At 68.6% G+C, this 19191-nt stretch carries 18 protein-coding genes and 1 pseudogene; 8 read left to right on the top strand and 11 right to left on the bottom strand.

Annotation, left to right across the window (positions count from 1 at the left end):
• Nucleotides 1–336 precede the first annotated feature (336 nt).
• The 3 genes and pseudogenes from DN771_RS01070 to DN771_RS30780 form a co-directional block, all read left to right on the top strand.
• Nucleotides 337–843, top strand: coding sequence for a hypothetical protein (locus DN771_RS01070; protein WP_162941398.1), 507 nt, complete (start codon nt 337–339; stop codon nt 841–843).
• Between the two features lie 432 nt (nt 844–1275).
• Entirely contained in the window at nt 1276–1794 is a 519-nt protein-coding gene (locus DN771_RS01065; protein WP_205528355.1) for a nucleotidyltransferase domain-containing protein, read from the top strand.
• A gap of 185 nt (nt 1795–1979) precedes the next feature.
• A pseudogene (locus DN771_RS30780) lies at nt 1980–2093 on the top strand (toll/interleukin-1 receptor domain-containing protein); the annotation flags it as partial.
• A 229-nt stretch (nt 2094–2322) separates the two neighbouring features.
• Here DN771_RS30780 and DN771_RS01055 read toward each other — a convergent pair.
• From DN771_RS01055 to DN771_RS01045, 3 genes are all read right to left on the bottom strand, one after another.
• On the bottom strand, nt 2323–4680 hold the full coding sequence (locus tag DN771_RS01055; protein ID WP_205528354.1) for a S8 family peptidase: 2358 nt from the start codon (nt 4678–4680) through the stop codon (nt 2323–2325).
• 186 nt (nt 4681–4866) lie between these two features.
• Nucleotides 4867–5850: an AAA family ATPase gene (locus DN771_RS01050; RefSeq protein WP_116995463.1), complete on the bottom strand. Its 984-nt coding sequence runs from the start codon at nt 5848–5850 to the stop codon at nt 4867–4869.
• A gap of 795 nt (nt 5851–6645) precedes the next feature.
• Entirely contained in the window at nt 6646–7539 is an 894-nt protein-coding gene (locus DN771_RS01045) for a DUF6081 family protein (protein WP_116995462.1), read from the bottom strand.
• A gap of 1035 nt (nt 7540–8574) precedes the next feature.
• Between DN771_RS01045 and DN771_RS01040 the strand changes: the two genes are divergently transcribed.
• Complete coding sequence (locus tag DN771_RS01040) at nt 8575–8988, top strand: VOC family protein (protein ID WP_116995461.1); 414 nt, start codon at nt 8575–8577, stop codon at nt 8986–8988.
• A gap of 185 nt (nt 8989–9173) precedes the next feature.
• Here DN771_RS01040 and arsB read toward each other — a convergent pair whose 3' ends face one another.
• Both arsB and DN771_RS01030 read right to left on the bottom strand, forming a co-directional pair.
• Complete coding sequence (gene arsB / locus DN771_RS01035; RefSeq protein WP_227462237.1) at nt 9174–10250, bottom strand: ACR3 family arsenite efflux transporter; 1077 nt, start codon at nt 10248–10250, stop codon at nt 9174–9176.
• A 268-nt stretch (nt 10251–10518) separates the two neighbouring features.
• Nucleotides 10519–10962, bottom strand: a complete 444-nt coding sequence (locus tag DN771_RS01030; protein WP_116995460.1) for an ArsI/CadI family heavy metal resistance metalloenzyme — start codon at nt 10960–10962, stop codon at nt 10519–10521.
• A 120-nt stretch (nt 10963–11082) separates the two neighbouring features.
• Between DN771_RS01030 and DN771_RS01025 the strand changes: the two genes are divergently transcribed.
• On the top strand, nt 11083–11430 hold the full coding sequence (locus DN771_RS01025) for an ArsR/SmtB family transcription factor (protein ID WP_193615333.1): 348 nt from the start codon (nt 11083–11085) through the stop codon (nt 11428–11430).
• A gap of 114 nt (nt 11431–11544) precedes the next feature.
• Here the strand turns inward: DN771_RS01025 and DN771_RS01020 are convergent, their stop codons facing one another.
• Nucleotides 11545–11886, bottom strand: coding sequence for a nuclear transport factor 2 family protein (locus tag DN771_RS01020; RefSeq protein ID WP_116995756.1), 342 nt, complete (start codon nt 11884–11886; stop codon nt 11545–11547).
• A gap of 87 nt (nt 11887–11973) precedes the next feature.
• Here DN771_RS01020 and DN771_RS01015 point away from each other — a divergent pair, with 87 nt between their 5' ends.
• Nucleotides 11974–12741: a helix-turn-helix domain-containing protein gene (locus tag DN771_RS01015; RefSeq protein WP_116995459.1), complete on the top strand. Its 768-nt coding sequence runs from the start codon at nt 11974–11976 to the stop codon at nt 12739–12741.
• 31 nt (nt 12742–12772) lie between these two features.
• On the opposite strand, the gene DN771_RS01010 is transcribed toward DN771_RS01015, so the two are convergent.
• On the bottom strand, nt 12773–13810 hold the full coding sequence (locus DN771_RS01010; protein WP_116995458.1) for an aldo/keto reductase: 1038 nt from the start codon (nt 13808–13810) through the stop codon (nt 12773–12775).
• Nucleotides 13811–13898: 88 nt separating this feature from the next.
• On the opposite strand from DN771_RS01010, the gene DN771_RS01005 reads away from it, so the two are divergent.
• Both DN771_RS01005 and DN771_RS01000 read left to right on the top strand, forming a co-directional pair.
• Nucleotides 13899–14498: a TetR/AcrR family transcriptional regulator gene (locus DN771_RS01005; protein WP_116995457.1), complete on the top strand. Its 600-nt coding sequence runs from the start codon at nt 13899–13901 to the stop codon at nt 14496–14498.
• A gap of 100 nt (nt 14499–14598) precedes the next feature.
• Nucleotides 14599–15078, top strand: coding sequence for an SRPBCC family protein (locus DN771_RS01000; RefSeq protein ID WP_116995456.1), 480 nt, complete (start codon nt 14599–14601; stop codon nt 15076–15078).
• Between the two features lie 25 nt (nt 15079–15103).
• Here the strand turns inward: DN771_RS01000 and DN771_RS00995 are convergent, their stop codons facing one another.
• The 4 genes from DN771_RS00995 to DN771_RS00980 form a co-directional block, all read right to left on the bottom strand.
• Nucleotides 15104–15514, bottom strand: coding sequence for an ASCH domain-containing protein (locus DN771_RS00995; RefSeq protein WP_116995455.1), 411 nt, complete (start codon nt 15512–15514; stop codon nt 15104–15106).
• Nucleotides 15515–15560: 46 nt separating this feature from the next.
• On the bottom strand, nt 15561–16286 hold the full coding sequence (locus DN771_RS00990) for a PIG-L deacetylase family protein (RefSeq protein WP_116995755.1): 726 nt from the start codon (nt 16284–16286) through the stop codon (nt 15561–15563).
• Between the two features lie 37 nt (nt 16287–16323).
• A complete protein-coding gene (locus tag DN771_RS00985) occupies nt 16324–16509 on the bottom strand; it encodes a hypothetical protein (RefSeq protein ID WP_162941397.1) in 186 nt (61 codons plus the stop codon).
• 93 nt (nt 16510–16602) lie between these two features.
• Complete coding sequence (locus DN771_RS00980; protein ID WP_116995453.1) at nt 16603–19188, bottom strand: helix-turn-helix transcriptional regulator; 2586 nt, start codon at nt 19186–19188, stop codon at nt 16603–16605.
• Nucleotides 19189–19191 lie beyond the last annotated feature (3 nt).

Below are 19191 nucleotides of genomic sequence, written 5' to 3'. Positions count from 1 at the left end.
TCACGATCGCCGCCTGACGACACAAGCCGACGCCGCCACGCCCGACCCGAACCCGCAGGTCAACGCCCTGATCGGGTCACGCCCCTTCCCGCCGTTCGGCATCGCCACACTCGGCGGCCGGATGACCCGAACCCCCAGGTAGACGCCACGATCGGGTCAGACCCCTCAACCGGCCGGCACGGCACACGCGCCGGAGCCGGCCGACCCGAATCCCCAGGTCAACGCCCAGATCGGGTCCAGGGGCCCCGAAGCACACCGGTCGGCGACCCCTTCGCCGACCATCGATCCACTGCTCGGATGTCGCGTTCGATGCCTCGACCGGCGCTTTACACCGACATGAGCGACGCCTCCGACCTCGGGCTCGACCTCGGCGAGGTCCGACCCACCACCCGCCTGCAGCTGATCGCGATGCCGCGCACCGTCGAGCAACGCTGGTCGCTGCTCGACCCGTACGTCGAGCTGGTGTGGATCGAACCGCTCGGCGTGACCGCCGTCGCCGTCGCCCGTCGCCTCGCCCTGCTCGCCACGGCGACACCAAAGACGCATGCGACGTCGCTGTCGGCGTTGGCCACGCCGCTGCGGGTCCCGCCGGCCAAGGTGCTGCGCTCGCTGCGTCGCCTCCATCATCACGGTCTGATCGTGTGGCGCGAACGCGTCGGCGTGATCGGCCTGTCAGGGTTCGCCCGTGGCCTCGACGAAGCCGCCGTCGCCGGCCTGTCGCCCTACGGCGCCCGGCTCCATGCGGGGTTGACCGCCGGGCCGTCGCCGTCGCCGCTCTCACCCGGCGCCGTATCGCCCGTCGCCGGTGCCGAGATCGAGGTCGACGTCGAGGTCGAGCGATGAGCCGGCCCCCGGCGCCGCCGACCAGCGCTGTCGCCGGTCGCTGCCGCCGTCCCCGTCGCCGGCTCGGTGGCGGGACGGCGAGGCGCTCTTTGGTCGCCGTGGCGGGCGGGGAGGGGCTGCGGCGTGGCGGGTCCGAGGCCGTGTCCGGCGGTGTGGACTCTGGCCGCCTGGCGTCTGGCGGACCCGCGGTGTGCCGGCTCCGAGGGTTCGGGTCGACCCGTTTCTCCGAGCGAGGCACCTTTGCAGGTTCCCCTACGGGGAACCTGCAAGACGGGCGGGGCCTCCGGCACCCGGCGGGTACGACCGTTCGAGATCGGGTCGACGGTTCGGGCCAGGTGGCCGTGCAACGTCGGCCGACTTGAGGAACGTCGCCGGGTCGCGCTGAACGTCGTGGCCGCTTTCTCATTGACGATCCGCTATAGGATCGGCGAGATGGTTCACGAGGCTGCTGCCGTGCTTCGCGACGCGCGACGTCGCGCCCGGCTGTCGCAGACAGACCTCGCACGCCGCTCGGGAATCGCCCAGTCGGTCATCAGCGCCTACGAATCAGGCCGGAGAGAGCCCGCCGTCCCCACCCTTATGCGACTGATCCAAGCCACAGGACACCAACTCGTCCTCGAGATCACACCCACCGACGACCAGAGCTTGGGGTTGCCCGACACCCCGATGGGACGCCGGCTGCGTCGACGACGGCGAGCGATCATCGACGCCGCGTCGAAATGCGGCGCCCACAACATCCGCGTGTTCGGAAGCGCAGCTCGCGGTGACGACACCGAAGGCAGCGACGTGGACCTGCTCGTAGACCTCGACAGCGGCGTCGGGCTCGTCACCCTCGCAGGACTTCGCCGAGAACTCACCGAACTGCTCGGCGTCGACGTCGACATCGTCCCGGCCGACACACTCAAACCGCGCATCCGTGACCGCGTCCTCGCCGAAGCAGTCTCGCTGTGAGTCGCCGCGACGAGGAGCGCTTCACGGACATCATCGCCTCGGACGAGGCCATCACTACCCACCTCGAACGAGGCCCGCTCAACGATGGGCTGGTCTTCGATGCCGTCAGCGCCCGACTGATCGAGATCGGCGAGGCAGTCAGACACCGACCCGCGACTGCTCCACGGCGAGCCCGCCATCCTGGCGACGTCTGCCCTATGCTCGCCTCACAGCCCGGGCTGAACACGGCGGAGTCGTCGCTGGATGACGTAGCTGCCAAGTTCGCCGCAGCTGCCGCGGCGCTCCCTGACTACGGCTGACGCCAGGCGACGCCGCCTGGCGCTCGGCTAGGCACATCGGCGAACTCTCATGTGGCGGCAGACGCTTGGGCTGTCCGACATTTGTCGATCCGGAGCACGCATCGGCGCCCCGCAAGCCGGCTCGCTGCCGGGTCTGGACACAACCCGGCGGGCGCCAGTTCATTGCGGTTCGGCGTCACTGGGTGTGTGTTCGGTGTCTCCGCAGCGTGCCGTCGGCCACCGCGGGATGTCACGTCACGATGGTGGTAGGAATTCCGACCTGCGACGCCACCGGGGTCCACAGATCGGCGGTCTCGACCGGGGTTTCGATCGAGATGACGAGCGCGTACCTCACGCCAAGATCGCTTCGGTCTCGGGCAGGTCGTTCCTTCCACCAGCCCGTGACCGGAAACACAGCGGTGCGGCCCCGCGACGCCAGTTCGATGGCGGTGCCTTCCCAGAAGTCCGCGTGCAGCGAGCCGCGGCTGCGAGCCTGACTGCCGAGCAGCCACCCGGCCGTGTCGCCGCCTGTCGGTCGGCCTTCTTCCTCATCGAGTGCTCGCTTGTTGATCCTCTTGAGAAAGTCCTCGTTGGTCTCGCTGGGTTCCTTCAACTCGAACCGGAGGCCGTGCGACGCGTAGCGGTAGCGGAGCTTCCAGCCCTTACGGGCCGGGTATGGCTCGATGAAGTACGACAGCGTCACCCGGAGCCGGACGGGCGCATCGGCGAGATCTTCGAGTGCTTGCGTTGGCCATGGAAGATCGTGGGTGTGCATCTCGCGCAGGCGGCCGTCGTCGAACGGGTGGATCGTGTCTTGGAGCACGAGCGTGAGCGCGTCTCCGGCGCTACGAAGCGCGCGTTCCTCGCTGGGGACGCCGAACCCGTAGCGGCGCACGAGCGCCTCTCGTTCGCGTCGACCCACACCCGCCGCGGTGATTCGCGCTCTCATCGCCGGAGTCCACTCGGCGGAGTGCACAAGAAGTGCTCGGATCGTCTCTGGCCAAAAGCTCGGGTACTCCGCCGCAATGACGCCGGCAAGCTGGCTCGCCTGGGCTGTGGCCGCGCTGGTGGCGTTGGTCGTGGTCAGCATTCGTCGTGCGGGCTCGTGGTGGGCAGTGAGGAGTTGCAGCGAGTCGGGCCAGTCGATGTCACCGCCGGGTGAGCGGGCGGTGTTGCCGCCTTCCATAACGATCTCGGGCTTGATTGGCCACTGGCGCGGGAAGGTCACGGAGGTTCGGCTGTAGGGCGACAACTCGCCCGCCGCTGCCGTCGGCGTCCAATCGTCGAAGTCCGCGCCAGAGGCGCCGACATCAACGAGTTCGGTGTACGCGCCAACTGTCAACGCGTTCCATGATTGCGCCGGGTCCTCGATCGGTTCGAGGTCGCTGCGGTCAAGGTGCCCTTCGTCGCCGTCGAACTCGCGGATGTTGCCGGCTGAGACCAGGAACAGGCGGTGGTCATCCATACTGGATTCGTCGAGGTACTGCAGTTCGCCGTTGGTCGTCTCGAATGCTCGGCCGACCGCAAGTGCGTCGAGCGAAGCGGACCAGGATGTCGGTGTGCCACCCAGGCCGTTCGTGTCCGCCGTGATCGCCATTGAGAAGGAGCGGCGCCTCAGCGGTGCCTGAATCTCGACTCGATGCACGGCGTCGGCCGTCACCGCCCCGTACAGGTCGGGGTCGTTCGCCCGCGGCGGTGGCGGCAGCAGCTTCACCGATTCCAGGCGATGACGCAGGCGCACAGCACCGGGTGTCTCGAGCGCGGCGAGCAGGTCACCATAAAGCGCGAGGCCGGCCTGGCCGGTGCCGTGACCGTCGTGATCCGTGGCCCCCCAACTCGGTTCGCATGCGTGCGTGTCATCAGAGTCGAGTGAGGCGCTGAGCAATGGGTGCCCGCGATTGACGCCGGTGTCGAGCACGCACACTGCTGGTGCGCCGTCGCCGGCGGGTTCGGTGCGGTCTGCGAGATCGGTGACCCATTCGACTTGCTCGGCCGGCTCAGCCGCGGTGAAGAACTCGGCGGTAAGACGAGCACGGCGAACCTCCGCGAGGTCGTCCAATAGGTCGATCGCCGAGCCAAGCTGCGTGGCTGTCGCCCACGCGAGCACGATGGCGCGGTCGTCGAAGACGAGATGCCGCTCGCCGAGCCGGACGCCGAGTCGTTCGCTCAGGGCGGCGAGCCGATCGAGCTCCCCGCCGTCGCGGTGGCGGAGCCACAGCTCCCACCACAGGAACGCGTCGTCGGCGGGGAAATCGTTTGGGTCGTCGGTCCAGAGGGCCTCGATCGTCGCCAAGCGCACGGACGCGACACGGTCGACGAAGTTGGCATGCTTAGGTGCGCCAGTCGGCGTGTTCTCCGAGGCGTACTCCTCGAACCGCTTGACGAAGTAGCCGATCTTGCCGTCCGGAACGAACACGGTTGCTCGCTCAACAGCTTCGCCGCCGACTACCACTCGCTGGACTGCGACCAACTCGGGTTGGTCGCCGGCTATCTGCGGATCGAGTGTCGTGAGGACGAGGTCGAAGCCGGGAACGCTGTCGAACACCACGTACACGCCGTCGCTCGCCGGTGTCATGCCCAAAACCTCGCTGGTCTGGCGTCGACGCATCTGGCCCTCGCCGAGCGCCGACTCTGCAGCACGCGCGAGCGCGTTCCCGTGCCTAAGACGGTCGATCGGCGCTGCCGGACGCGGCGAATCGCGGCCCGAGACGTGTGACGTGTACGGGTCGGTCTCGGGCCGCCGAGCAACGACGATATGAGGGCGGTTGCGCGGCGCCATGAACGATGGAAGGACTCACCCGCCAGCGGCGTGACGGCGCCCCCTCAAAGCCGCCACGAGCATCCCGGTCGTCACCCGATCGAGCCCCGACAACAACGCCTCCTTCGCCGCGTGCTCGCACGCCAGCGTCAGCTCGGCATGGCTCAAACCCGCGGTCACCTCATCGATCTGCTTCCACACCACGCCCTTCGTCCCCAAGGTCGACAGGCGCTGTTTGATCACCTCACGCGCGATCTCCCGTGTCGGTAGCGGGTACTCGACAACAGCGTCGAACCGGCGGAACACCGCGCGGTCGAGCAATTGCGGATGGTTCGACGCTGCCACGATCAGGCTCGCCGAGTCGTCTGCGTCGAGGAACTGAAGGAATGAGTTGAGCACCCGCCGAATCTCCCCCACGTCGTTGGCCGACGACCGATCACCCGCCAGAGCGTCGACCTCGTCGAACAGATAGACGCCGCGGGTGGCCTCGACCGCGTCGAACACCATTCGGAGCTTTGCCGCCGTCTCGCCCATGAATTTCGTGATCAGCACCTCGAGCCGAATCAGAAAGAGCGGCAGTCGCAACTCGCCTGCCAGCACGCCCGCGGTCATCGTCTTGCCGGTTCCCGGCGAACCAACGAGCAACAGCCGGTGCATCGGCCGGAAGCCGTGCTCGCGCAGCCGCTCGGCCTGGTGCTGTTCGGTCAGCACGCGCTCGAGTCGCTCGCGCACCGTCGGCTCGACGGTGAGGTCCGACAGCCGCAGGTCGGGATAGCTCACCGCCAACAATCCGGCAAGTTCACCGCGTGGCTGAGTCACCGGCACCGGCCGCGCTGTCCGACTCGGCCTTCCGGCCGCCGATTTCGCTTCGTCGATGAGTTCGCGGAGCTCCTGAGCGAACTTGCTCTGTCCGCTCCGCGCGGCGCGCGCTGCAACTTGCAACGCGACCGAGTAGAAGCGACTCTCGTCGCCGGCGGCATGGCTACGCACCAACGCCTTCACTTGGTCTGCCGTAGCCATCGCACCTCCTCCCGTCGCGTCCGCCGTCATTCTTATCGGTCCTGCCGCAACACGTCCGACTCAAACCGTCCGCCGCTCACGCCGCACCAGCCTCGAGGAGCCGGCTGACGGATCATCGCGGCGCCGTCCCGTCCCGGGCTGCGTCAGCCGCCTCGCTTGGGAATCCGGTAGATATCCGGCCTCTGACCAGGCCCTAAGCCCTGGCCGCCCGGCAGGAGTGGAGCCTGCGCTCTGCGCTCTGCGGGGTTCCGAGCCTGACGACCAGACCTGAGGGTCTCGAGTCATCGGCGGACGCTCTCGACAGGCGAGCGGGCGTGGCTGTGCCAAGGGCCGGATCGCTTCCCCCGACGCACAACGCACCGAAGGCGGCGAGCCGCGACCCCGCCACGCCCGGTGTCGGGTCCGGCGTAAGCTGAAGCGGCCTGCCGGCGCTCACAAATGTGCATGAAAAGACGTGGTGCTCGGCCCGGACCAGACCGGCGTCTAGAGTCGCCGTCTTGCGGCCGAGTACCGAATGACAGGCGCCAAACGCCCCAGCCGGTCGAGCGCTGAGCCGGCGATCGGAGCGCCTAGAGGCTGTGGGCACGTGTCAGCGGGCGAGTACCGAATGACCAGCGTCGGTGCCGTTCCCGTCTACGCATCGAACAACTGAACCGGCGTTCGGTATCCCGAGGTCGCACGCCGACACCTCCGTGGCCACCCGCTCCGAGAGATGAACCAGGGCGTCCTTCGTGGTCGCTGGCACATGGAACGATCCTTGGAGACCCCGAACGTTGGCCGGCTCGCCGGCCGGCCTCAATCCGTGATGGTCGTGACGGTGAAGTCGGACCAGGTGCCGACAGCGCCCTGGCCGAAGAGCCGCTCGGTCAGCGGGATCGACACGCTGAGGTCGGGACGCTCGGGGTGCTGGTAGGGGAACACGTCGAGCAGGCTGAACAGCCCGTGGCCGATCGAGAACTCGTCCAGCTGATCCGCCAACTCCTCGCCGGCGCCCAGCGACGGCGCGTACCCGGCGAACGGCGCGTCCGCTTGCTTGTCGACGGGAATGCCGACGTGGTCGACACGGACGAAGAGCTCGCCGTCGAGCAGGTACTCCACGTACGACTCGCCCGGACGGCGCGTGTAGCGGATGCCGACGTTGTGCGTCTCCCCTGGCGTGACGTCGGCGACCTTGACGATCTGGGTGTAGGCCAAGTCGAGCCCCACCTCCCCAGCGCCCGTGACGTTCGACGGCAGACGTTCGATCAACGCGAACACCTGGTTGTCGGAGACGAACCAGTCGAAGAGCTGGCCGGTCGCGAAGCTGACCATGTTCAGAACCACGCCCGCCTGCTGGCCCTCGAGCACCTGATGGCTATATGGAGCGTCGCACGGGCTCGACGTCGTCTCGAAGCTGAGCGATTCTCCGTAGCAGCCACTGATGGCGCGATCCGGGTCGGTGCCGCTCGTGTCGGCGGTGATGTCGACCGAGAACTCGAGCGAGCCCGATTCGGGAGTCGCGAAGGTTTCGCTGCTGATGCGGATGTACTTCAGGTGGTCGAACACTGATTGGTCAGCCGCCGTCGTGAACGTGGTGGCGTCGACGGTCACCGAGTTGGAAGCAAGCGTTCGCGTCCCCTCACCCGGCCCGTACGGCGCGCTCCACAGAGCGTCATACGACGCATCGTCGCCGTCCCAGCCGTACCTCACGACATCGCCATCGCCGGGGTCTGACCCGGCCTCGACCGATATCGCTCCGAACGCGAGACACGACGTCGCAGCGAGGAGCGCGCACGAGGAAATCGTGCCAGTACCCATGAGATCTCCCATCCCTGCACCGGAACTCCCCCGAGGCGGTGCTGTTGCCCGGCAGCAGAGTACCCCAGGCGCGCCCGGCGCGACGCAACGGCTGTCCGCTCGGCGAGCGAGGCGCTCGCCCGCCGACGCGCCAGCCTCTTTGCGCGATCGATCGCGATCAGACGCCAATCGGCGCCGAGTTTCGTGCCACATTCGTGCCACAACGAGACAGAACGGGTCGACACGGATCGATAACGCTCGAACGGAATTCTGTGCTTACGCTGGGCCTTCGCGACGTAACGCCAGGTCCGAGCTCTGCCCGAGGCTGCTTCCCAAGCTGAGAACGGGGGTTCGATTCCCCTCATCCGCTCTCTGCGAAACACCTGGTAGTCCTCCAGGTTCGGTGGGTCGCACGCTCCGAGCGTCTCGATCTGAGCTCCGTTGTGCCACAACGGAGGCGCACGCCCGCCTGTTCGGACCCGGTTCATAGTGGACAGCGTGGCCCGGGACTGTCAGTTCCTGACAGACCCGTTGTCGGTGAAGCGGTGGGTGATGTGGATCATGACGGTGACCTCCCCCGTCGGGTACCTGGGTGCCTCCCGCCACAAGAACACGGGCCCTACTCACGACCGGTGCATGGTCACTCTCCGCGCACTCTCTCTCGCCGCGAGGACACCTCAGGGACGAACGGGAGGGTAAATACCCCACCGAAGCGTCCGGTATTTACCCTCCGGTTGGGACGGCGACCAGTGGACGGCCCTCCGCCTCCCACGCCCTTCCGCTCACCGGCCCGATGACCGCAACCAGACGCCGTCCGGTGCCACCGGGTGCAGGCCACACACGACGTCCGCCGCTACGGGCCGCAGGATCGGCGCGGGATCGGCACGTGAGCTGAGCGTGCTTCGGGCGGGACCCGCTCGATATCGCCTGGGCTGCGACACTTGTGTGATGCCGGAGATCACTGGCCGAATCGAGGTGACGCTGACCGTCCGCGACCCAGCGGCCAGCGCCGACTGGTACACGAATCTCCTCGGGATGCGCCCGACCTACGACCACACGTCCGACGATGCAGCGATGCGTTACGTCGGACTCGTCGAGCCCCGTAGTGGGTTCGTGCTGTGCCTCGTCGGGCATGCCGCGAACCCTGGCGACGAGTTCTGCGAGTTCCGGACCGGACTCGACCATCTGGAGTTTCTCGTGGAGCGGCACGACGATCTGGTCGAGTGGGCTGAGCGTCTCGACGAACTGGGTATCGCGCACTCGGGGGTCAAGAAGCTCGACTACACGCGCAACGCAATGCTCACGTTCCGCGATCCCGACAACATTCAACTCGAGTTCTTCTGGCGCTCACCGACGCGGTGAGCGCAGCGGTCGGAGTCAGCGCAGTGGCCGTACAGATCGCCGGGCTGTAGGTCGTACGGATCTCCAGCGCGACGATTTCATGCTCCTGTGGACGCGGAATCCGCCGTCTCGTGCGGCTCAACCGGCGTTCGTGGTTCGGTCGCGTCCGTCGTACTGACCGAAGATGGCGCTTCGTGCCACTGGAGTCATGCGGCGTCGCTCGGGTAGTAGCGGTGTCGTGCCCAGAGTGCGACATAGACGAGTCCGACGAGCACGGGGACTTCGATGAGCGGGCCGACGACACCGGCGAGCGCTTGTCCGGATGACACCCCGAAGACGCCGATGGCGACGGCGATGGCGAGTTCGAAGTTGTTGCCCGCCGCGGTGAACGCGATCGAGGTGTTGCGTTCGTAGTTGAGGTTCATGCGCAGTCCGACTGCGAACGAGCCGGCCCACATGATCGCGAAGTAGATGACGAGGGGGATGGCGATGCGGGCGACATCCCAGGGGGCGTCGATGATGCGGTCGCCTTGGAAAGCGAACAGGACCACGATCGTGAACAGCAGCCCGTAGAGGGCGATCGGGCCGATGCGGGGCAGGAAGCGTTCTTCGTACCACTGGGTGCCTTTGCGGCGTTCGCCGATGAGTCGAGTGAGGAACCCGGAGACGAGTGGGATGCCAAGGAAGATCAGAACGGACTTGGTGATCTCCCAGATGGTGACGTCGATTCCTTCGGAGTCGAGGCCGAGCCAGCCAGGGAGCAGTTCGAGGTAGAAGTAGCCGAGGAGCGAGTACGCGACGATTTGGAACAAGGAGTTGAGGGCGACGAGCACGGCGGCGAGCTCGCGGCTGCCGCAGGCGAGATCGTTCCAGATCAGCACCATCGCGATGCACCGGGCGAGGCCGACGATGATCAGCCCTGTCCGGTACTCGGGCAGGTCCGGGAGCAGCAGCCAGGCGAGCGTGAACATCAACGCCGGCCCGACGACCCAGTTCAGTGTCAGGGACGTGACGAGGGAGCGGCGGTCGAGCACCGAGCCGATCGCGCGGTACTTCACCTTGGCGAGCACCGGGTACATCATCGCCAGTAGGCCGATCGCGATCGGGAGCGAGACGGTGTCGATCTTGACCTCGTCGAGCGCGTCGTCGAGGTCGGGGACTGCTTTGCCGAGCGCGATCCCGAACGCCATCGCGGCGCCGATCCACACGGGCAAGAAGCGATCGAGCAGCGACAAACGCGCGACGACGGCGTCGGTCGGCGCGTCGCCACTGACGGTCGCCACGGGCCCGCCCGGGGGGTGTCGAGATGCGCTGGTGACGGGCGCAGCCGCGTCGACCGGCGGGTCTGCGGCCCGTCCAGCAAGCGATGTGCGCCTCGCCCCGTCGGTGCCGTCGGCTTGGGGGGTCACGCCGGTTCCGGGACGAGTTGCCGGACGAGTTCGTCGATCTGCATGCACACGAACAAGACCTCCGGACGCTGCGCTTCTCTGGGTGACGTCATTGGGCTGGCTCCTGGTCCTGTCGGCGGTGCGACGGTGTTTGGATGCCGGTTCAGCAGCAGCCCCCGTCGGACGAGGCGGCGACGGGCTCGGACTCGCAACCACCCTCGGGGGTCGCCGAACAGCCCAGCTGCGGGGCGTCTGCCAGGACCGCGTAGAACTCCCACGCGTTGTCCGGCCCCTGGATCCAGGTCTTGTCCTGCACTGCGAAGCAGCACGACACGTTCTCCTGGATCTCTTGGTCGAGCCCGTCGGAGTTGGCGCGCTGGATCGCCGCGCCGACCTCGGCGGGCGACTCCACCTCGACACCGATGTGATTCAACGTCCCCGGCTCACCCGCGCCGGCGAATAGCACCAGCTTCAGCGGCGGATCAGAGATCGCGAAGTTGGCGTACCCCTCGCGGACCTTCGCGGGCGGAGTCTTGAACAGTTTCGCGTAGAAGGCGATCGACTCGTCGAGATCGGCGACGTTCAACGCCAGCTGGACACGTGACATAGGTGGTTCTCCTTGGTGCTTGGCGTGACTACTTCGACGCCTGTCGATGTAGTTCATCATGCCAGCCGTTTCGACGAACGTCAATGTACTACTTCGATCGTTTTCGATACACTCTCGGACGTGGCTACCAAGACCGCCGCCGTCCCCGTGGTCGATCCGATTGCGTGCTGCGCTCCGGTGCGCTCACCACGCTTCAACGACGAGCAAGCCGAAGTGATCGCTGCGACGTTCGCCGCGCTCGCCGACCCGGTCCGGCTGCGTCTGCTCGCCCACGTCGCGTCAGCCGGCGACGAAGAAGTCTGCGCGTGCGATCTCGGTGCGGTCGTCGACCGCTCCCAGCCCACGATCAGTCACCACATGAAGATCCTCTACGAGGCCGGACTCATCACCCGGGAGAAGCGCGGCCTCTGGGTCTGGTATCGCATCGTCCCCGAGCGGCTCGAAGCACTCCGCGTCGTCCTCGGCTGACGCTCCGCCTCGAGCCATCATCCACAGGCTGTCGGTCGACCCGAGCGGCCGGTCGACGGGGCCGAGGTGGCGTGCGCCACATTGGTCGGCACCTGGTTCAAGGCGTTCACCTGTTCACGGACGCTTGCCGTAGCCGAGCGCCTCGACGATCCGACCGTCGCGCACCCGCATGAGGGTCACGCCGCGGAACTCCTGGTCGCCCGTGAGCCGCCAGCGGATGATCGCCCGATCGTCCCACACGTCGACGCCCTCGTGTTCGAACTGCATCATCGGCTCGGACGCCATCTCCTTCCAACCGGCGAGGCATTCGTCGTACCCCCTCCAGACGTTCCCATCGGGCGCCGGGCCCACGCCCTCCATCACGCAGTCGGTGGCGATGATCTCGTCGAGCTTCTCGGGCGCCCGCTCGAGGAACGCCGCTTGGAACTGGTCGATGACGGTTGCTGTGTCGTTCATGGCTCGCATCGTCGGCGCCATCCCGGCTCGCAGCAATTCCCTGCGGGGAATCGCCGGGGTGCTCGCAGTCGGCCAGGATGACGGTCGATGTTGGAGTTCACGACGGAGTTGCGGCGCTGGCGCAGGGTGCGGCGACTGAGCCAACTGGATCTTGCGTTGCGGGCCGGCACGACCCAGCGGCACGTCAGCTTCATCGAGCAGGGCCGGTCCCGTCCCGGACGGGAAATGGTGGTGCGATTGGCCGAATCGATGGAGCTCAGCCTGCGGGAAGGCAACGAGTTGCTGCTCGCCGCGGGGTTCGCGCCGGCGTTCCCCGAGTCGTCGATCGACGACGAGTCGCTCCGCCCCGTCCGCGATGCCCTCGACGTCATCCTCCAGGGCCACCTTCCGTATCCGGCGATCGTGGTTCGCCCCTTCGGCGTCCTCGTTGCGGCCAACCGGGCGTTCGACATCTTCAACGAGGGGGTCGATCCGGCGTTGCGATCACCGGGCGCCAACATGTTTCGCCACGCCCTTCATCCGCTAGGCCTCGCACCTCGCGTTCGCAACCTCCCCGAGTGGGGCCGGCACATCACCGGGAACCTGCGGGCCCTCCTCGCCCGGCACCCGGATCCCGGGCTGGAGGACCTCCTCGCCGAGCTCGAGTCCTACCTGCCCCCGCTGTCCGAGGACACCAAGGTGCTCGGCTTCGCCGTTCCCCTGGAGCTCGCCTCGGCCGACGGCGACCTCCGGCTGATCACGACGATCACCTCGTTCGCCACGGCCGCCGACGTGACCCTCTCCGAGCTGCAACTCGAAGCGTTCCTGCCCGCCGACGAAGCCACCGCCGAGATCCTGCGACGCCGCCACAACTGACCGCTGGACATGCGCCCGCCGGTCGAGCGGCTCACGCGACCAGGGGCGGGTCGAGGCGGGCGAACCCCGGCTGGCGCCAGTATGGAAAGTGCGGGTAGGGAGGTGTCCGTCGACTCGCCGCGTCCAGGCGAGCGAGCCGATCGTCGTCGAGTCGCCAGCCGACGGCGCCGAGGTTCTGGCGGAGTTGGCCCTCGTTGCGGGCACCGACGATGACCGACGACACGGTCGGGCGCGTGAGCAGCCAGTTGATGGCGATCTGCGGAACGAGCTTCCCCGTCTCGGCGGCGATCTGCTCGAGGACGTCGACGACGTCGAACAGCACACCGTCGTCCACCGGCGGGCCGAACGAGGCGGTGTCGTGGAGCCGGCTGTCGGGCGGCAGCGCCGACTCGCGGCGGATCCGCCCCGTCAGCCGCCCCCAGCCGAGCGGGCTCCACACGAGGGCGCCGACACCTTCGGCGGCGCCCAGGGGCATCAAGTCCCACTCGTAGTCCCGGCCGATCAGCGAGTAGTAGACCTGGTGGGCGACGTAGCGCGGCCAGCCGTGGCGGTCGGCGGCGGCCAGCGATCGCATCAGCTGCCACCCGGAGAAGTTCGACACCCCGATGTAGCGGATCTTGCCGGCGGCGACGAGGGAATCGAGGGTGCCGAGCACCTCCTCGACCGGGGTCGACGCGTCGTACGCGTGCAGCTGGAACACGTCGATGCGATCGGTTCGCAAACGGCTCAGGGCGGCGTCGACACCGGTGACGAGCCGCGCCCGCGAGGTGCCCGCCTCGTTCGGTCCGTCGCCCATCGGCAGCGCCAGCTTGGTGGAGATGAGGACCTCGTCGCGATGACCGGCCAGGGCCGCGCCGAGGACCTCCTCCGACGCCCCGTTGGAATAGACGTCGGCCGTGTCGAACATCGTCACGCCGGCCTCCAGGCACAGCTCGACCAAGCGGCGCGCCTCGTCGACGTCGGTGTTCCCCCACGCCCCGAACAGTTCGCCGCGGCCGCCGAACGTGCCGGCGCCGAGGCTCAGGGCGGGCACGTCGAGGCCGGATCGTCCCAAACGGCGGTGTTCCATCAGTCGTCTCCTAACGGGAAGATAGTTCCGACAAGGACCGTACCCGGTGCGGCCCTTAAGAGCAACTCGATCCCGTTAAGATCATCCCATGCCGCCGCCGAAGAGCCGCCCCGGTGGGCGCACGGCCCGCGTGCGCCGCGACGTGGTGCGCGCCGCGGGAGACGTCCTCGCCGAGAAGGGGCTCGACGGGCTGGATCTCGGGGACGTGGCAGCACGCGCCGGCGTCGGCAAGACCACCGTCTACCGGCGCTGGGGCAGCAGAGCGGCCGTCGTCTCGGACGTCCTCGCCGAGATGGCCGAGACATCATCGCCGCGCTCGATGCACGGCTCACTCGACGCCGACCTCGACGCCAATGCTACCCTGGTGCAGGCGACGCTCGACGACCCGCGACAGGGATCGCTGTTCCTCGCCCTGCTCGCCGCCGCCACGTGCGATGCCGACACGGCCCGGGCGCTCGAGCACTTCTACAACGTCCGCATCGCCGAGTGGGCACCGTGCGTCGCTGGAGCCGTCGACCGCGGGGAGCTTCCCGAGCGGACCGATGCCGACGCCGTCATCCGCGCCGTCTCGGCGCCTCTCTACTACCACCGTCTGACCCGCACCGAGCCGATCGGCCCCGACCGGGCTCGGCAAGCCGCTCGAGCCGCCGCCGCGGCGGCCCGGGCGGGCGTCTTCGTCGTCGGCTGATCCGTCCGTCTCGGCCGGGGTTGGCCTCCATCTCGGCGGTCGTCGCCGGCGGTCGTCGTGCCGACTCGCCGTCGAGCGCGGCCGTGGGTCAACATCGGGCATGAGCGATCAACGAGTGTCCGCCTCCCGCCGGATCAAGGCCTCAGCGCACACGCTGTTCGAGATCGTCTCGAGCCCCGACGGCCACGTCCGCATCGACGGGTCCGGCATGCTCGAACCGGCCGACGACGCCCAGCCGATCACCGCGGTCGGCGACATCTTCGACATGGCGATGGACCGGACGCCCCTCAACGACATCCCCGGCCTGGTGAAGTACCGGGTACGCAACACGGTCACCCAGTTCGTGCCCGATCACCTCGTCGAGTGGACGATCGGCGGCGTCGACCACCCTCCGCTCGGCCACGTGTACGGCTGGAAGCTCGATCCGGTGAGCGACGACGAGACCGACGTGACCAACTACTGCGACTGGACGAACATCACGCCCGAGCTGCGAGCCCGCCGTCCCGACTGGCCGATCGTCCCGGTGGCGATGCTCGAACAGTCGGTGGCCAACCTCGACAAGATCGCCACCGGCGCCTGACTCCGCACCGTTCGGGCCTGTCTCGTCAGCTTCCGGCGTCGCCGGTCACGAAGTCGAAGTACACCTGCACCACCGGTGTGTCGTCGGTGACCGGAGCGCCCACCGACGCCCAGTAGCGCGAGTGGCTCTCGCGGAAGTCCGCCGCGGTGAGGTCGCCTTCGGCCTCGGCCAGCGCGAACTCGTCGGGCACGTCGGCGAAGCGCGAGACGACGACGTCCGTCACGACGACGGTGGCAACGTGCCGGCCGTCGTCGTCCACGATGGCGAGCCGCTCGCCGACGTGCTCGAGCGGCTCACCCTCGTCCTCGTACTCGGTCAGGAGTCCCGCCGTAGCGCGCTTGTTGCCGTTGACGACGAGGTCGACCAGCAGCTGCCGCAAGGCGCCGGGTGTCCCGAACTCGATCGCCCGGAGCCCGTTCACGACAGGAAACGCCACGCCACCACTGTACGGGGGCCGGTCGAATCGCTCGGCCTCGCCGCGGTCACGCCGCGAGGCTGTCGAGTGAGGCGAACCGCAGATGGCTGTGGGCGGCCGGGCCGCGCACGAACGACTCGGTGCGCCACCACTCGCGGTAGGTGGACATCCCGACCAGCTCGATCAGACGCGCCGTTTGTGTGGTGTGGGCGGCGAGCGCCGCCATCTTCAGGTCGAGCAGGTCGTCCGGCAGCACCGCGTGGTGGACGAGGTCGCTGACCGAGGCTCTTGGCACATCCGGCTGGTTGGGATAGAAGAACCGGGCCGCGGTGTTGACGTCGGCCCATCGATCGTGGAACTCCGACGCGACGGTTGCGTACCACAGGTCGGCCTGCGGGCGGGCCGCGGCGCGCGCCGCCGTGGCCCACGCACTGACGGCGCGATGATCGGTGTGGCCGGTGAGGCCATCGGGTCCGAACGTGACGATCAGATCGGGGCGCACACGGTCGATGTGACCGGCGATGGCGTCGGTGTGGTCGAGGTCGTGACAGCCACCGTCGGGCGCTTCGAGCAGGTGGAACTCCTCGACGCCGAGCGCACCAAGGCTGGCGCCGAGCTCACGCTCCCGTCGGGCGGCCAGGCGATCGGGCGGCCACCTGGTCGGGTCGTCGGTTCCCGCCTCACCGCGGGTGGCGGTCACGATCACCACGCGTCCGCCACGCTTCACGAACTGAGCCATCAGGCCGGCGGACAGATAGGCCTCGTCGTCGGGATGGGCCCACACCCCGAGCATCGTCGGACGGTTCGCACCGAGTCGGGCCACGCGACGTTCACGAGTGCCACGCACGACGTCGCTCCATTCGGGATCGGCGAGACTCGCCGGCGACGAGCGGCGACGGGTGCTCGGCCCTGCGAGCACGTCGCACCTGCGTGAGCGCACGGTGTGTCTCGGCGAGGTGGTACTCGTGGGCCAGGCGATCGCGAGCGATGGCGGCGAGCATGTCGGGGTGCAGCATGAGGTTCTCCGTTCGAGTGCAGCCGGCGGTCGCCGGCCCGCCCATCGTGAACGAACGGCCGTCTCCCGACATCGGGAGCCGATCCCCATTTGCTCAGTCGAGGAGCCCCATCTCTCGAGCCGAACGCACGGCCTCGCGCCTGCTGGCCACGCCGAGCTTCGTGAGGATCGCCGACACGTGATGGTCGACGGTCTTGGCCGAGATGAACAGCGCGTCGGCCAGCTCGGCATTCGTGAGCCCGTGGCTGAGGTGACGCAGCACCTCCTCCTGACGCGCCGTCAGACCGGCAGGGTGGGCTCGCGTCGCCGCCCGCCGACGGGCGGGCACGGCGACGACACCCGCGGCACGTAGCAGGCTGCGCACTTTGGCGCCGACGGCATCGGCACCGAGTCGGTCGAGGAGGTCGACCGCTGTCCGGATGGCCTCGGGGTCAGGTGACTGAGCCAAGGCCAATGCCTGCTCGAACGGAGCGCCGAGTGCTCCCCACGCCTCCGCGGCCCCGACCGCGTCCCCGGCGAGCTCCAGCGCGTACGGCTCGGCGATGGTGACGTTGTCGGCGGTGACCGTTCCGGTCAGTCGGTGGAGCCACACGGCCAGGTCGCCCCGCGCCCACTCCTGGCCCGGCGCCGCCGGCGCCTCGAGCAGATCACTGCACGCTTGGACCCGATCGTCGTCGCGTCCGGTGAGCCAGGCCTGTTCGACGACCGCCGCTGCGACGTGGAGCAATCGGAGCCGCTCGCCGTAGCGGACGGCCAACGCCCACGCGGCGTCGAGCTCCGAGCCCGAGTCGCCGTGACGGCGCAGACCGATGATCGCCCGTTCCATGTGCGGCCAGAAGCACGCGAGCGGAGCGCTGCGACCGGCGAGCACCTCGTCGGCGTCGGTCAATGCACCGTCCCAATCCCCGGTCAGCATCTTGAGGCGACCCCGCGTGCCGAGCTGCCAGACCCGGCAGATCGGCAGGTCGCGCTCGACGGACATGGTGATGCTGCTGGCGAGCAGCCGTTCGGCGTCGGCGAATCGGCGTTGCTCGACGTCGAGGAAGCTGAGGTTGCTGTACCCACTCGAATAGACGTCGTCGTAGTCGTCGCCCGCGCGGTCGAGCAGGCCGACGACTCGCCGACGGCTGTCCGCGTCGCCCTCGACCACGCGCAGTAGCCCATCGATCAGCCTCACGCGCACCCCGACCGTCGGCTCGTCCGTGCCCGCCGCGGCCACCTGAGCGCGACCGATGTGGTCGCGGGCGGCGTCGAGATTGCTGGCGTGCAGCGAGAGGAAGGCCTGCATCGCGAACGCGTGACCGAGGACGGAGTGGTCCCGCTCGGCCGGCTGCGTTCCGGCGAACGCATCGACCGCCGCGCTGGCGTGCTCATCGGCCTTGCGACGCTCCGCGTTGTACCAGTGATACACGGCCAGCGCGTGATGGTTTGCGGACATGCCGACGTGGTCTGCGGCCTCCTCGCGCACGCGCATCGCACGGGCGCTGGCGGCGATCGCGTCCTCGAGACGGTCGATCAGGTAGTACTCGGTCGCCACCGCCTCCAGCAGTTCGGCGCGATCACTGGCCGGCGCGGCGACCGCGCGCTCGAGCGCGCGGGCGTAGAACTCGGCCGCCTGCGTGTGGGCCCCGGAACGCGCCGCCGCACGACCAGCGGCCGCGGCGTGCCGCAGGATCGCCGGGGCATCGCCGGCTCCGAGCGCGTGGTGCACCAGCACCGACGAGTCGGCCACCGGGAACGGCTCCAGGGCATCGAGCAGCCGCCGATGGAGTGCGGCTTCGCTCCCGGGCGGCAGCGTGCTCGCGATCGCCTGCCGGCTGAGATCGTGGCGGAAGGCGACGCCACGGTTCCCCCGCCGGATCAATCCCAGCTCGTGCAGCTCGCGCAGCGGCGCGAACCCGATGCCGAGCGCCGGCAGGAGCTGATCCGGGATGGACTCGGGGGCGCACACGAGGAGGTGGAGAACCTCCCAAGCACTCTCGGACAGGCCCGCGGTGCGCGCGAGGACGGCGTCGCGGATCGTGGCGGGCAGTTCGTCGCTGCTGTGTTCGAGCAGTTCGGTGACGAAGAAGGGATTGCCGCCCGTACGTTGATGCAGGCGGGCGGCGTCGACGGCGCGGCCGGCGGCAAGGGCGGCGATCCCGTCCACGCTGAGGGGCGCGACGGCAACGGCGCGGGCGCGGGGCGACCGGGCGGCGTCGCCGAGCAGGCTCCGCACCGGATGGTCGATACCGAGCTCGTCGTCGCGCATCGTGACGACCACGAGCGCTCGCGTCGACTCGAGCCGGCGCAGCAAGAACCGCAGCAGGTCGATCGTGCCCTGGTCGGCCCAGTGCAGGTCGTCGACGACGAGCAGTGCGGGGTCGGCGCAGAGCTCGGCGTACACCGCGGCGAAGATCTCGTGGGGTGCCCCCGCCTCACGAAGCTGGCGAGTGGTCGGCTCGCTCAGCTCGGCCGCCATGTCGTGGAACGGACCGAGCGGGCGGGGGGTGCTCAACGGATCGCACCCGCCCCACAACACGCGCGCCGCGTCGAGCCCGTCCGAGAAGTGCTGGACGAGCGTGGTCTTGCCGGCCCCGGCCTCACCGCTGACGACGACCATGCCCCCGCGACCGAGAGCCGCTTCGCTCCACGCGTCGTGCAGCGCAGCCAGCTCCCGATCGCGCTCGACGGGCGACATCGC

Source organism: Desertimonas flava, from assembly GCF_003426815.1.
In the GTDB taxonomy this organism is placed as follows: Bacteria; Actinomycetota; Acidimicrobiia; order Acidimicrobiales; family Ilumatobacteraceae; genus Desertimonas; species Desertimonas flava.
This window is presented reverse-complemented; position numbering and strand designations above follow the sequence as displayed.